Raw genomic sequence first — 16,616 nt, forward strand, 5'->3', positions numbered from 1 at the left:
CTTACGCATTAGCACATCTGTATAATCCAATAAATGTAGAGAACCGCAGGCACAAACATGTCAGGACGTGACCGTACTCGAACAAATGCAACCCACAAAACATCACCCGCGCAGGAGCCCATAGCGGTTGTAGGGATGGGAGCCCTATTTCCCGGAGCGCAAAACCTGGAGCAATATTGGCAAACCATTTTTTATGGTGAAGACCACATAAAGCGTGTCCCCGAAGAATATTGGCGACCCAGTGACTTTTACTCCAAAGACAGGCGTGATGACCGGGTTTACACCGATCGTGGCGCTTTTATAGACCCGATTGACCTGGACGTCTTGGCCGGTGGCGTCCCCCCCGCCAATCTAAACAGTACCGATGCCAGCCAGCTGTTAGCCTTACATGTGGCGCAGCAGTTAATTAAAAGCGCCCGGCTGTTTGACAAACAACAAGAACTGCGGCAACGCACCAGCGTTATCCTGGGCATATCCGGTGCGACACAGTTAATGAGCGAAATGTCCGGTCGGTTAGGCGAACCTATCTGGCGTAAAGTATTGCTGGAAGCCGGGCTGCAAACAGAACATGCAGAAGAATTAGTACAACGCATGTTAGAGCACTATGTACCGTGGCAGGAAACCACTTTTCCCGGCCTGCTGGGTAATGTGGTTGCCGGGCGCATAGCCAATCGACTGGATTTGCATGGCACCAATTGCGTGGTGGACGCCGCATGTGCTTCCTCATTGTCCGCACTTTCCATGGCCCTAAGCGAGTTGCACTTGGGCCATTCCGACTTGGTCCTGACCGGGGGGGTAGATGCGTTGAATCACCCTCTTATGTACATGTGCTTCTCTCAAACCGGTGCCTTATCCCACAGTGGCGATTGCCGGCCTTTTTCCAACCAAGCCGATGGAACCATGATGGGCGAAGGTGTAGGCTTGCTGGCTCTGCGACGCCTCAGTGATGCACGGCGTGACAATAATGCCATCTACGCGTTAATTAAAGGCTGCGGCTCATCATCTGATGGTTTATCGAAAAGTGTTTATGCACCCAGAGCCGAAGGCCAGAGTCTGGCTCTGCAGCGCGCCTATGATTCGGCCGCTTATGCACCCCGAACAGTGGAGCTGCTGGAAGCTCACGGCACTGCCACAAAAGCCGGGGACGCTGCCGAGTTTACCGCTTTAAAAACCGTATTTACCCAACCCAATAACCATGACCAAAAAGAGAAACGACAGTGGTGTGCGCTAGGCAGCGTCAAATCGCAAATCGGGCACACCAAAGGTGCGGCAGGTGCTGCCGGCTTGATCAAAGTCATCATGGCTTTACACCACAAAACCTTGCCCCTTACTATAAAAGCGCAGCAGGAAAATCCGAAACTCGGATTGGCAAACAGTCCCTTTTACCTTAACACTCGCACACGTCCGTGGATCCGATCCAAACAACACCCACGCCGCGCCTCCGTGAGCGCCTTGGGTTTTGGCGGCAGCAATTTTCACGTCACTTTGGAAGAGTATACCGATCCCAGGCTGCGCCCCCCATTAACACGGCAAAGCCCGGTTGAAGTGGTTCTGTTGGAGGCAAACACTACCACCGATTTAATCAACGAATGCCATACTCTGGCAAAACGATGTCCGGCGGCCACTTCGTTAAGCAGCATAGCCTTTGATACCCAGTTCGCTATTAAGACCGGAGCAGATGCGCCCAAGCTGCGTACCGCCATTGTTGCCGCCGATCTGGAGTCTTTGCAGCACAAGCTGGCACGAGCCGCTGCCTTATTGCAAGACAAAACCGAGTCGGAGTTTGAAATCGAAGTTGATGGTATTTATATCGGCGCAGGAATCGCCCCCCAAAAAACAGCTTTTCTATTCCCCGGCCAAGGCAGTCAGTATGTGAATATGGGAGCGGATCTGGCCATGTTTCATTATGCTGCACGGCAGATCTGGGATAATGCAGCGGACAGCGGCCCCAATGGACAGGGTCCCCACATCAGCACATTTCCCCCGCCGGCATTCGACCCCCAAATTCAGCGCCGACAAGAATCCTATTTACAACAAACCCAGCAAGCGCAACCGGCATTAGCGGCCCATTCGCTGGCACTTCTGGAATTGCTAAATCTGGCGGGTTTAAAAGCAGACGCTGTAGCAGGACACAGCTTTGGAGAAATACCGGCCTTGTGTGCCGCAGGAGTGATGGAACCCGCAACGGCGATTCGTATTGCCTGGCATCGGGGCAGCTTAATGCAACAGTGTGCCGAAAACACCCCCGGTGCCATGACGGCAGTCATGTTGGATGCAAAACAGACCGAAACCATCCTCTCAGACGTTCCAGACTGCAGTATCGCCAACTATAACAGTCCACAACAGACCGTTATCAGCGGTACCGTGGCGGCAATAGAGCAAGCGGAAAAATACTTGGAACAAAATGGAGCTCACTACATACGCTTACCTGTCAGCAGCGCATTCCACTCACCCATTGTTGCCGGGATGGTGGAACCGTTCAGCGAATACCTGCAAGGCATGCGCATATGCAAAGCCAAAATTCCCGTGGTGAGCTGCAGCGATGCGAAAACCTATCCCGTCGGCGCCAACGCCATGCGAAAAAAATTAGCCCAGCAACTGGGCAAAGCCGTTTATTTCGAACAACAAATACAGCACTTATATAAAGAAGGTGTGCGCAACTTTATAGAAGTAGGCCCCGGGAATGTATTGAGCAAATTGACCCACGCCTGCCTGCAAGGAAAACCCCATCGCTGTATACCTTTGGATCAGAAAAAGGAACACGGTGTCACTGCGTTCTTCCAGGCTTTGGCCCGATGCCATGCGGCAGGCTTATTTATCCATTGGCGCCATCTGTGGCAAGGTTATCAACCGCCCGAAGCTATGCAGACCCATACCGCCAAATCCGGCACCCCAAAACTGACACAAAAAGTCAATGGCACCAATATTGGCCGCCCTTACCCATCGTCCAAAACCGCACCCATGCACGAACCACTGATAGAGAAAATTGTGACTGAGGCTGCAACGAAAACTGTATCTGAAACTGTACTTAACGAAAGAGCGACGCAATGCCCGAGCCAATCCAAGGAAACGCCATGGACACACGCCAATGAGATCCCGAGCAATGGCCCCGTGCCGACCCGAAACTTAGACTCGAAGAAGTCAACCCCTAACGACACGACAGCGGCAAACACGCTTCAAGAAATGCTGCAACTGGCCACCCAGGCACAGCAAAGCTACCACGAGTCCATCACCGCATTGCAACAATCCATGAGCCAGGCTCACAACAACTACCTACATACCGTGTCACAATTATTGGGACAAACACCGGCGCCAACTTTCTTAAGCGAGTCGCATCATGGCACCGCTCCACCACAAAGTGAAACCTTGTATTCTTCGACCCTATCACAGGTAAGCAATACGTATGGCCAAACTACACAAGAATTCCAAACGGACGGCGCTAGGGCTCACGGAGCAACGCCCACGTTTACGCAAGCCCTGGAATCGGTTCCCGCACTCGCACCAACCGCACCCGAACCAACACTATCCGCAATGCAGGGGACCTCTGGAGCCGACCTTAACCCTGACCTGATTCCCAATTCCACCACTCAACCAAGACCGGATTTTAGCATTAAAGATTTGTTTTATGATGTTGTCGCGGACAAAACCGGATATCCCCGCGAAGTACTACAGGGCGACATGGAATTGGAAGGGGGGCTGGGCATTGACTCTATCAAGCGGGTGGAGATTCTGTCTGAGATGCAAAGCCGATTACCCGGCCTGGAAGAACTGGACGCCTCCCAGCTGGCTGAGTCACCCACCCTGGAACAGGTATTGAGCAGCATTGAGGCTTTGCTGGAAACGACACAGACGCCACCAGTACACAACATGGACACAGACCAGAAATCCGAACAAGGCATCAGTGAAACTGTATTCCTGCAAGTTGTGGCAGAGAAAACCGGCTACCCTCTGGACGTCTTAAACCTGGATATGGACATGGAAAGCGGTTTGGGCATAGATTCTATAAAGCGAGTGGAAATTCTATCTGAGTTACAAACGTTGGCGCCGCAGCTGGGCCGACTGGAGAGCCATGCGCTGAGTGAAGCCCGTACTTTAGGGCAGGTGTTACAACGGGTTTTGGAGTCAGACAATAGTTCCGAAGCTACGCCATCCATGCCGACAGCCTCCTCCATTTCGGCTGAACCCGCTAAAACTCCGGGACTTACTCCACTTCCTGATCTTGATCTTGATCCTGAACCAGCATCCATCCGGCATCCTGAGATTGATCTTGAAGAACTGTTTTTAATGTCCGTAGCGGAAAAAACCGGATATCCCAGAGAAGTGTTACGCCCTGATATGGACATGGAGAGCGGCTTGGGCATTGATTCCATCAAACGAGTGGAGATTCTGGCGCACATGCAACTACAACGGCCGGAACTGGAACACCTGGATGCTGACAAACTCAGTAACGCAACCTCCTTACAACAACTCATTGACGTAATGAAGTCCACAGAAAATGGATTCAAACAAAAACCGGAACATACAAACCCAATTGAAGCAACAACCGAGTCAACTATTGACTTAACAGAACCGGAACCTGAGTTACCACGCAACATACCCACCCCCATACCTACAGACCCCTGCCATATTGCTGTACCGGGTTTGTTTGCAGAAGGCACCATTCTGATTCGCCCCGGGCTGGGGGACCAGGAGACACGTCTAGGGGAAACTCTCAACCACCTATTGCAGAACCGGGGTTTACGCACACAGTTAGCGCAGAAAAAGCATGACATTCCCGAAGACGTTATCGGTTTGATACACTTGGGCGCTTTACTACCCAGCAACGATGCTCAACACGGAATCGAACAGATTCAAGACGCATTTATGTGGCTGCAAACCTTGGCCGAGCCGTTACGACAAAACCAGGGCTTTGTCGTGCTTGCGCAAGCGTGGCACAACAGCAACAGCAACAACAACAGCAACAACAACAACAACAACAACAACAACAACAGCATACCCTGGTCTTGCGGAATGACGGCATTGAACCGCACCGTGGCCATAGAGTGGCCGGAGGTTTATGTACGCAGCCTTGATATCGCCTGCCAGGGAATGACCGCACAGCACCTTGCTGAACTCATTACCGAAGAATTGCTATCCGGCGGCCCGGAGTCCCATGTCATGCGAGACAGCAGTGGTGGCCGCTACACGCTAATAGATGTTGCCACGCCGGTCACGCAGACCCACACCACACAACCGAACAACAAACCACCCACCCAATCTGTCAAAGACGGCGATGTCATCGTTGTCAGTGGCGGCGCCCGTGGTGTTACCGCCGCCTGCCTGCAAGCCTTAACTCAATCACACAAATTGCGCATTGCCATACTGGGACGAACCCCATTGGCGGAAGAGCCCGTTTACTGTCACCCGTTGGATTCTGAACCCGATTTAATTCAAGCCCTGCTACAACACTGCGACCGGACTGCCCCGGAAAACCTGACACAGGCAAGACAACACGCCAAACATATTCTGGCCACACGCGAAATCCGGCACACACTGAGAACTCTGCAGCATCACGGTTCCGAGGCAACCTACTTCAGCGTGGATATTACCGATACCAACGCCACCCGAGACGTGCTTACAAAGATCCAAAATCAATGGGGATCGATTCAGGGTGTAATACACGCCGCGGGTGTGATTGCGGACAAGGCCATTGAATCCAAAACAGCGCAGCAGTTCACCCATGTTTTAAATACCAAGTTGTTGGGATTGCAAAACCTGATACACAGCTGTGACATGAAAGCCTTGCGAATGCTGTACTTATTCTCCTCTGTGGCATCCCGCTACGGCAATCGTGGACAGTGCGACTACGCAGCAGCTAATGAAGTACTCAACCGTGTGGCGCAACACCTATCGCAACAACACCCCGGGTGCCAAGTCAAATCCTTGATGTGGGGCGCCTGGGATGGCGGCATGGTCAACGCGGCACTGAAGCAACATTTCCACAAAGCCGGAGTGGAACTCATACCCTTGCACAAAGGCGCCCGAGCCTTTGTGCAAGAACTGCACTGTGCTGACCGGCAAAATAATGTCATACTGGCACCCGCGGTTTCCTTACCACCAACCCAAGCGAACCAAAACCAGGATGCCCCACAGCGGCAAAGCGAAAGTAAGCGACTCTATCGGATCGCGCTAAACAGACGCAATTTCCCTCAGTTACGCCATCATGCGATTAATCACAATGTCGTAATTCCAGTCGCCCAAGTGGTGGAATGGTTTTGTCAGATCGCCAGAGAAGAACTACGCTGCCCTATTATGCTGGAGGATGTTGAAGTATTGGCAGGTATAGATCTGCGAGATTTCAAACAAGAGCGTTTTTTCCACATCCAAGCCGGTACCCAAGGCAAGCACTGCGATTTACGTCTGCTTGACGAGCAACACCGGGAACGCTATCGCGCCCACGCATTCGCAGACAGCGCCTTGAAGCTGAAGTCAGGTTTCGGCCGGTTCGACGTCACGCAAACAAAGTGGCCTGTGAGTATAGATAAGATCTATCACGACCGAGCGCTATTCCATGGTAAAGACTTTCAAATCATTGAAACCTTGGAGCAATATGGTGACAATGGCGGTAGCGTAACCGTTAACACTGAACTGGAACGCCATTGGGCCGGCAACAGCCATCGCAATTTGTCCAGCTTACTGGAAGGTTGTTTGCAGTTGACCGTCTTATGGGGCCAGTGCAATAGCCATGACCGCGCCTTACCCACCAGTATAGGTCGAATCCGTTGGCACCGACACCCGGCCCCAGGCGAAACATTTCTCTGCCAAACGGCAATCCGCAGAAGCAAAACGCAAATAATTGCAGACATTGCCGCCTACGACACTCAACAGCGGCTGGTATTGTCATTGGAAGGGACGCGCTGTCATTTTATTCCCTTTCCTGTCAACACCCGCAAGAACCAACCCGCATGATCAATGCTGTTGCCATCGTCGGCCGCGGTTGTGTACTACCGCAAGCCCTGAATGTGGAACAATTCAGGCAGTTTGTATTCGCAGGAGAATCTTCGCTGAGTCCGGCCAGTGCTCAACAATGGGACGCCCTGTTGCATAGAGTGCTACTGCCACTATCGGACTATAGAACCGATGTCACCTATTCCGGCATCGGCTCCCGAGTACAGGGCTTCGACTTTAGCGATCAGGGTTTACTCCTGTCACAACAGCAGTTACAGCAGTGCCTCAGCGCCGACCCGATAAACCACTGGCTTATTGATGCCGGTCGCCAGGCCTTAACCGATTGCGGCTTCAACGACTTCTCCACCCTACCCGCAACCGGCGTGGTGATGGGAAACCTGTCTTACCCAACGCAGGGACATAATTTTTTGTCCATGCAATACTGGCTTAAACAACAAGACCCCTTTTTACAAGAAGCACTTGCCCCGCTGCTGCAACAACCCATGCAGCACCGGGACCGTTTTTCCACCGGCCTACCGATCGCCACCATGGCTAAAGCCCTTGGCTGTACCGGCGGCAGCATGGCCTTGGATGCGGCCTGCGCCTCCAGCCTGTATGCCATCAAATACGCCTGCGATGAATTGCAGTCGGGTAGAAGGGATTTTATGTTGGCCGGGGCGGTGAATCACGCGGACAATTTGTTTCTGCATATCGGTTTTGCCGCTCTGGGTGCTTTGAGTAAAAGCGGCCACAGCCGCCCTTTTCAAACCGAAGCGGATGGACTCATCCCTGCCGAAGGCTGTGTGGTGTTTGCCCTTTGCCGGGTGGAGGAAGCGTTACGCCGTGGTCTGCACATACACGGACTTATCCGCGGCGTGGGGTTGTCTAACGACGGAAATCGCGGTGGTTTTTTGAACCCATCCCGACAAGGCCAACTGGCCGCCATGAAAAACGCGTATCGTATGTCGGGAGTAGATCCGGGTATTGTCTCCCTGCTCGAATGCCACGCCACCGGTACACCCGTCGGTGACACAGTAGAGTTGCAAAGTATCAGACAATTCTTTAAACCTAAAAAACCCATACATATAGGCGCCTTGAAAGCCAATATGGGACACTTAGTCACAGCTGCAGGCGGCGCGGGGCTACTGAAACTGCTCTTTGCCATGGAACAACGTACTATCCCCCCCACACCCGTTAGCGGCACACTGTTGGATGAGCTGCACTCAGGTCACTTATTGCTGAATCAAACCAGTGAGCCATGGGAAAGCGAAACACCATTCACTGCCGCTATCAATGCCTTCGGGTTCGGCGGAAACAATGCGCACTTGCTGTTGCAACAATGGCCCCGGAACCCAGGCAGTGATTCCGGCTTTGCATCCGCGAAACCACCGGCACTTCAAAGGGAAAAAACCGTAGCCATTACCCAAGTCGTTGTTCGTAACGGCACCGCCGGCACATCGGACTTCGTCAAACATCTATTCAACGCCGCAGAACCAGTAACACTCAATCAAAAAGTGGAACAGTTTCAGCTGGACTTGACTCGCCTGGGCACCCCACCCAAAGATTTGCAACAGGCCCTGGGTCAACAATTAATGGTATTGCTCGCCACGCTGGAGGCGGTAGATGGCCTGAACTTAATTCCCGAACGTAGCGCCATCTATGTGGGCATGGGCTGCGATACCGAAGTCAGCCGGCATAACGGCCGCTGGCGACTGCAATCGTATTTGGAAAAACATCTGGACACCGCAGTGGATGAGCACTGGCTGCAGCAGGCATGTGACGCCTTTATGCGACCCTGTGATGCATCACGCGTGGTGGGAGCCATGCCCAACATCAGCGCCAACCGAATCAGCCAATTGCTCGACCTACAGGCTGGCGCTATCACGATAGGCGCCGAGGAAAACTCAGGGCCTGCCGCTCTGCAGCTGGCCCAAAATGCTTTACTCAATCACGAAGTGGATGTAGCGATTGTGGCCGCAGTGGATTTGAGTTGCGAACCCTTGCACCAGGAAACAGCAGCAAAACTGCTGCCGTCCAACCGACAAACCCCGGCGGATGCTGCAGTGGTGTTGGTGTTGCAACGCAGTGAAGACAGTAAATCCGGCATTGCCGTACTCAGTACTTCCGTAGATGCAGACACAACGCAATTGAAATTGGAATTGGGCCCCACCCATCCCGGTTTGAGTGCCCGCTTTGGCCATGCCCACGCCGCTTCGGGATTGTTACATGTAGCGGCCGCAGCCATGGCTCTAAAACATGGTGCCATTCCCAATGTCGATGCCGCTGCCATCCCCTGGTTGCCCGGCCCCAAACCCCGCAGCGCCTTGGTTCGAGTCACCGACCTGGGAGGCGAAACCCGTCAAGTGGTGTTGCGTGAATGGCAAGGACATACCATCACCGGTACATCCACACAAACACAAGGCTACGACCCCAGCCAACTTCAACTACATTACTATGCTGCACAAAACCAAGCGGAGCTCCTGCAGCGACTGAAGCATCGAATCCACGGAGGCCAGGGGCCGGTGAAGCTGGCCTTTTGCAGTGATGCCGGCAATCCCGAATTGACAGCCGAACGACAACACCAACAGCTAACCCAAGCCTTAATCCACGGTGGCATCGAGCAGCTGCCCCACTGTCATTTTTCCACCAAAACCATCCATGGCGAAATTGCCATGGTTTATAATGGCACTGCCGCTGCCTATGCAGGGATGGGCCGGGAATTGTTTTTGGCTGTACCTCAGCTGGCAAGCATGATGGCGCAACGCACACAGTCCTTAAATGCCTACCCACATTGTCTGGACCCGCGCACGCCAATGTCGCAGTTGTCCTCCATGGATCTTATTTTCTCCAGCACGCTGTTCAGTCTACTCCATTCCCACTGGACCATGGGAATCGCTCAAATCCAACCACAGGCAGCTATTGGTATTAGCGCCGGCGAATCCAACGCCTTGTTTGCCTTGGGCGCATGGGACGATCTTGATGTGATATTTCAACGCATTCATGACAGCGATTTTTACGGCTCGGCACTGGGTGCACCGTATCAAATAGTGAGTGACGCATGGCGCCGGGCCGGGTTGAGTCAGGCCGCAGAATCGGTGAGCTTCGGCTCTTGGCGCGTATTGCATTCGGTCGTTGAGTTGGAAAAGTGGATTGCCGATAAAATTCCCTTAATACGCATCACCATTATTCATACCGCAAACGATTGCATTATTTCCGGTGACAAACAAAGCTGCCTGACACTGATTCGCCACCATAAGCTCAATGCGGCACCTTTGGTATTTACCCTGTCAGTACACACACCGGACACTCAATCCTATTACCAGGGCTGGTATGAACTGCATAATCTCAAAACAACACCCGTACCCGGGGTGCGCTTTTATACCCATGCAGGCAATCGCGCCTATAAACCAACCAGAAAAAGCGCGGCCGCAGCCATTGCCCAACAAGGGGTGAACCCGGTAGACTTTCCAGCGACCGTGCATCAAGCCTACAAAGACGGATGCCGAATTTTCATTGAACACGGTCCGCGTAATTTGTGCAGCCAATGGCTGGACACTATCCTGGTAGACAAACCGCATGTTTGCGTTCCACTGGACGTGCCCGGCACCAACTCCCTGTATCAAGCCCTAAGTGCCATTGGGCAGTTATGGAGCATCGGCGTACCGCTGGATATAGAAGCGGTGTGTAATGCGTTACCCACCCCTCTCAAACAACAGGATGACAGCAGCGAGGACCTGCGTACCCGCATTAGTGTTGCGGCACACCCCCCTGCCGTGATACTTCCACCCATGCCTCTGTCGCCCACAACCGCAACAAAACCAACTGCCATTCCTGAATCGGTCAGCGCCCTATTCATGCAACCTGCTCCCATATTACCACCCACGAGCACATACCCGGATTCGGCAATCGCTGCCGCCAGTGCACCCACATCCGCACAAACACAAACACAAACACAAACACAAACACAAACACAAACAGTCGACATAAGAAAAACGCTGCTACAACAAATCAATCACATGCATACTCAATACTTACGTGGGATGCAAGCAGCGGCAACTGACTTAACCCAGTCCACGCGCTCCTATCTTAATCTGCTGCAAACCCAGCCCCGGTCTGGGCAACAGGTGAAGTCTCCAGGCGCAGCAAAGACTATTACCGAACCAACACCAACACCAACACCAACACCAACACCAACACCAACACTGGACGCCACAAAACCCGGAGAATCCGCAACCGGGTCGCGGCCCATAGCGGCGCTACCCGGGCCCAAGTTCAATCGCGAACAATTGGAAATACTGGCCGCGGGGGAAATTTCATCCGTTTTCGGCGAAATATTCCAACAACAGGACTCCTACATGCGCCAGGTGCGCATGCCCATGCCACCTTTATTACTGGCAGATCGTGTAACCGGCATAGACGCCGAAGCCGGAAGCATGAAAACCGGCACCATCTGGACGGAGACTGACATTCACGAGGACTCCTGGTATCTACACCACGGGCGCATCCCCGCCGGTATTATGGTGGAGTCGGGACAGGCTGACCTGTTACTGATCTCCTACCTTGGTGTGGATTTCATTAACCAGGACCAACGGGTATACCGTCTATTGGGCTGCGAACTTACATTTCACGACCGCTTGGGCCAAGCCGGTGAAACCTTACAGTTTGACATTCACATCAACGGCCATGCGGTTCACGCCGGCGTGCGCTTGTTTTTTTTCCACTATGATTGTCACATTAACCAAAGCCTGCACATGAGCGTACGCCATGGTCAGGCCGGTTTTTTTACCGACCGGGAATTGCAAGAATCCGAAGGTGTGTTGTGGTCTCCAAAAGATATACTCTGGGATAAAAACTCAAACCACGATGAAGCCTTGATATCAGACTACAAACACTGTTTAAGCACAGAAGAACTACAACACTTTGCCCAAGGCAAAGTGGCGGAATGTTTTGGTCCAGCCTACGCGCGCGCCAACACACACACTCGCAGCCCTGCAATCCCGTCGGGCAAAATGCGTCTACTGGACCGTGTCACCCATATCGACCACGAAGGAGGCCCCTGTGGCCGCGGCTATTTACGAGCAGAATTGGACTTAAAACCGGACCACTGGTTTTATCAAGGACACTTTAAAAACGATCCTTGCATGCCCGGCACATTGATGGCTGAAGGTTGTTTACAAGCTATGGCGATATACCTCAGCAGTCTGGGTTACACACTGGACAAGGATGGCTGGCGGTTTGAACCACTGCCGGAAAGACCTTTTAAACTGAGCTGCAGAGGCCAGGCAACACCGAGCAGTCGACTGCTAAGTTATGAAATATTTGTCACACGCGCTGACCGTCAGGGCAAGCCTTATCTCATCGCCGATGTACTTTGCAGTGTTGATGGCAAAAAAGCCTTCCATGGGCAAGGCATGGCCCTGGGTCTAAGTCCCGGCTGGCCCATTGAGTCCACCTTAGACCTGAACATGGAAACCAAACTCGAATCCGATTCAAGCACACCCCGCCTCACCGCTGCCCGGAGCGGTGATGTAAGGGCTGACGCAGCCGCCATTCTCAATTGCGCTTTAGGCAAACCTTCCGCTGCCTTCGGGTCCGCTTATGACTATTTCGATGCAACGGGTATACCCGTACCCCGACTACCCGCTCCCCCGTATTTATGTATTACCGAGTTAACCCAAATTCCACCCTCGCCCGGTTCATTGGCAGCCGGTGGTGTCGTTGAAGCGCAATTCCACATTGACCCGCACGCCTGGTATTTTCAGGCCAATCCAGCCGCCGTTATGCCGTACTGCATACTATTGGAAGCGGCCTTGCAGCCCTGTGGCTGGTTGGCCTCTTATTGCATCGCCGGCACTCGAGAAACCGCTCTGTGTTTTCGCAATCTTGATGGTAGCGGTACCGTGTTGGGAGAGGTGCACCAAGATAAAGGCACACTCACAACCCGCGTGAAACAAACACAATACTCAGAATCGTCCGGCATGATTATTGTCGCTTTTGACGTAAAATGTCATCAACAAAATCAGCCCATTTATGAACTGCAAACCGTTTTCGGTTTTTTCCCGCCCCATACCCTGTTAAAACAACAAGGCGTGGGAGAAGACCCCGAGCTTAAACAACTGCTACAGGCCAAGCAAAGCAACTGGGATCCTGTGGACCTGCAATGTGAACCATTACGCTATTTTGACGGCCCATGCGCGCTACCGCGCAAACCCCTGTTGATGCTGGACCGTATCACCGGATTTTGGGACCAAGGTGGTCGCCATGGTTTGGGCGCACTACGCAGCGAAAAACAGGTAAACAGCAGCGAGTGGTTTTTTAAAGCCCATTTCTTTCAAGACCCGGTTCAACCCGGCTCACTGGGACTGGAAGCCATGTTGCAGTTGTTACAGTTTTACATGTTACACACTAAAATGCATCAAGGATTCAAAGCTCCGCGTTTTCAAGCCATTACCTTGAACCAAACCATGTCCTGGAAGTATCGCGGTCAAGTAATACCGGAGAATCAACGAATCCATATTACAATGGAAATCACTGCAAAAAATACCATAGAACAAGGAGTCACTGTCAACGCGGATGCTTCTCTTTGGGTAGACGGACTGCGTATCTATCACGCCACTAACCTGGGCATGAGCATAGTCGAAACCACCACTGCGAACAGTCACCATACAGACTTACCCAAGAAAGAAAAAGCCCAAACAACTGCAGCAAAAGTAACTGACAGCAGCAGCATCACAACGGTGCACACGGTAGTTAACCCGCATCAGGAAACGTGGCTGAAGGACCACAAACCCACCTACTGTGCTTCCACCATGCCCTTAATGAGCATATTGGATCTCATTGGTTCAGCCGCAGCGCAGTGGAAACAACGGCCGCTTGTGGGTGTGGAGGAACTACAGGTTTTTCGCTGGTTGTTGTGTGATCGAGAGCGGCACCTAAGCATTCGATTGCAGCATTCGCAACCCCTATCGTCCGAATCAATGCAACCCAATTTACAACAACAAGATAGCTCCTTCGTGGCTGCAAAGCTTTTCACACTGGACAACGACGACCAGGGCACCGAACTCATCGCCCAGGCCCGATTAAGGTTGGCGCCCCAGTGGCCTCAGGCCCCGGCGGCCTTGCCGCCCCTGTGTGAAACCATACCAAGGAACAATCCCTATGCTGAGGGACACTTGTTCCACGGCCCGGCGTTTCACTACCTCACCGCTTTGTATATTAACTCCGAGGGCAGCAGCGCCCTCATTGATATTGACGCCGGCAATGTATCCTTCGGCAGTTTAAATCAAGGACTCTTGGATACCGCACTGCATTTTATACCAAATGACCGCATCTTTCTTTGGTGCGGCGACCACAGCAAAGAACGTGTGGCTTATCCGGTCCGCCTTAGAGATCTGCAATTTTTCCAAGCCCCACCACGTCACGGGCAATTGCGGGGGGAAGCTCGCTTTGCGGGGTTGAAACAAGCGCTGCTTTGCACTCGAGTACAACTGATCTATAACAACAAGGTATGGATGCAATGCATCATCGAATCGGCTCTGATGCCGATGGAAGCGTTAAATCGGCAAGGACCCGTCAAAAGACGCGAATTCCTCCGCGATCTTACCTTTGTTGAGAATCTACGTTACAGCCATCCAGATAATCATAGCGAGGGATGTAATGACAAAAAGGAAAGTATTAACACACAGTATAGCCACCTGACATGCAGCGAGTTAAAAAACATTACCTGGCTACACGGAACCATCGAAAAAATATTTAACACGCCTGAGTCCCAGCCGCAATTATGTGAAATTGTTACCGCCAAGGAACATATCGCCCATCAAATCAAGATTCATCCGGCCTACATACGCATAGACTTAGAACATTCCCAAGCGCAGTGCCCTCAATACCCCCTCACAACGTTTCCACTACACCTGAAACGCAGGGGTGCTCGGGTCAGCGTGTGTAATGGCGAAGCCATTCAATGGAATCAACAACGTTTAAGCCAATTCTGGCATCAACACTGGCACCTCCAAGACACCGCGGTTGAAAATATCCTGTGGGCATTACTGCAGCAAACTCAAGTCTTTTTGCGCCTAAGTGAAAGCGAACAAAAGTACCGCTGCCCGACTTTATACGTCTGCGACTTCAACGACGCACAGGATAATGTGGCAGCCTTGTGTTTTACCATTGGCATGAACGTGATCAGCGAGACACCCTTGGCGTTCAAAGCCCACCGAAAACACCACATTCATTGGGCCACTAAACTGTTACAGTTATGCTATCAGTATCCGCAAATACAGCTGCCACCGCTACACAGCCACTGCCTTGCAAGAGACAAAGTTGCAATACGACATCACGCAACAACCTTATTCCAACAAGCGACCAGCATAGCCCTGCCGGCCTCTGACCCAGACCTAAACCTGTATTTTAATCTGGCACAAGAGCAGCAATGGGCTGTTGTGCCCGTTAGTTTCACTGCGATGAACCCCCTCAGCAACCTCGCCACCGCTCAGAGCCGTTGGCACTGTTGTGTAGGCAGCCCTACAAACGCCGCAACTGCTACGCTTACAAAAGTATTCAAACAACACTACATTAGCAACTGGGAATACGTCGATAGCCCTGACGGGTTTATTCAACTGGCATCAAAAGCAGACAATTGGGTGAAGCAATACCCGTGTGACCGACCCTATGCCGCACTGGCTGTGACCTTACTGGAAACGGCACCGGGAAAACTGCACCCGCACTTGTTACAATTACTGAACGGTAAGCCGCTAAAACAGATAGCACCCAAGGAGAAGTACTTTTACAACACCCTGCGAGACTTCTTTTTTAAAAGTACCGCCATCGAGCCTGAGTTATCCTAAACAGCCAGGTTACGCGCTGCACACCCTAAAAGCTCTCTACTCAAAAATTGGGGGCGCCCATGTCGGATCATATTCACATTAATACCAAACACCGCCAAGATACAGTTTCCGGATATAACTGCTGACATTCCACTGTATCGCTTCAGTGACTCAATGTTTCCATTTGTCTCAAAGAGATTGAGGCGAGCTAGACTGCTTTCTACCAAATCGAAAAAACAGAATAGTCCTACCGAACAATATCTCCAGACACCGCCGCCACGTATTCACAATTCGCCTTTGAAGAATATTTGTCCGATTCACTAGATGACACAATAAATATGTGCTAAAAATAGATACCATAAACAGCTGTTTCTCGGGCAATTGCAACTGATTTCAGCAGCTGCAGGCGGCCACCAGCATGGACCCGGTCGACAGCTGCTGCGCAACTAAGGCCGCACAGGCCCGTGCGTTATGGGAACGAAAGCCAAACAGGTAGGAATTTATGTATCAAGGCGGGTGTCAATGCAAGCAAGTACGCTATTTGTTTAATGGTAAGCCGCTGACATGCTACGCATGTCACTGCACTGAATGTCAAACATCCTCAGGCTCAGCGTTTACTTTATCGATGATACTTAATCGTAAGGACATAAAAATTATTCACGGTGAAGTCGCTATAAATAGATTCGATCATAATGGCGCCATTATTGACCGGTATCATTGTGGCAATTGCGGAACAGCATTTTGGTACGGCGCTGTCGATTATCCAGACATAATTGCGTTCAAACCCGGCACCTTTGATGATACCAAATGGTTCAAGCCTGTTGCGCATTTATGGCTTCGCAGTGCTCAGCCTTGGGTCAAATTGGA

The 16,616-nt window shown here is 52.0% G+C and carries 2 protein-coding genes; both read left to right on the top strand.

Going from position 1 to position 16,616, the window contains the following annotated elements:
* The first annotated feature begins 57 nt into the window (after positions 1–57).
* Positions 58–6,948, top strand: a complete 6,891-nt coding sequence (locus tag OEY58_14505; GenBank protein ID MDH5326664.1) for an SDR family NAD(P)-dependent oxidoreductase — start codon at positions 58–60, stop codon at positions 6,946–6,948.
* Positions 6,945–15,770 carry a hypothetical protein gene (locus OEY58_14510; GenBank protein MDH5326665.1) on the top strand — a complete coding sequence of 2,942 codons (8,826 nt, stop codon included), beginning with the start codon at positions 6,945–6,947 and terminating at the stop codon, positions 15,768–15,770. Before OEY58_14505 ends, OEY58_14510 begins: the two co-directional genes overlap by 4 nt.
* The last annotated feature ends 846 nt before the right edge of the window (positions 15,771–16,616 follow it).

The organism is Gammaproteobacteria bacterium, from assembly GCA_029882975.1.
Classification (GTDB): Bacteria; Pseudomonadota; Gammaproteobacteria; order SZUA-152; family SZUA-152; genus JAJDNG01.

Excerpts from the sequence above, each read along its gene's own strand:
- OEY58_14505 (MDH5326664.1), top strand. The coding sequence starts at position 58 with ATGTCAGGACGTGACCGTACTCGAACAAATGCAACCCACAAAACATCA.
- OEY58_14510 (MDH5326665.1), top strand. The coding sequence starts at position 6,945 with ATGATCAATGCTGTTGCCATCGTCGGCCGCGGTTGTGTACTACCGCAA.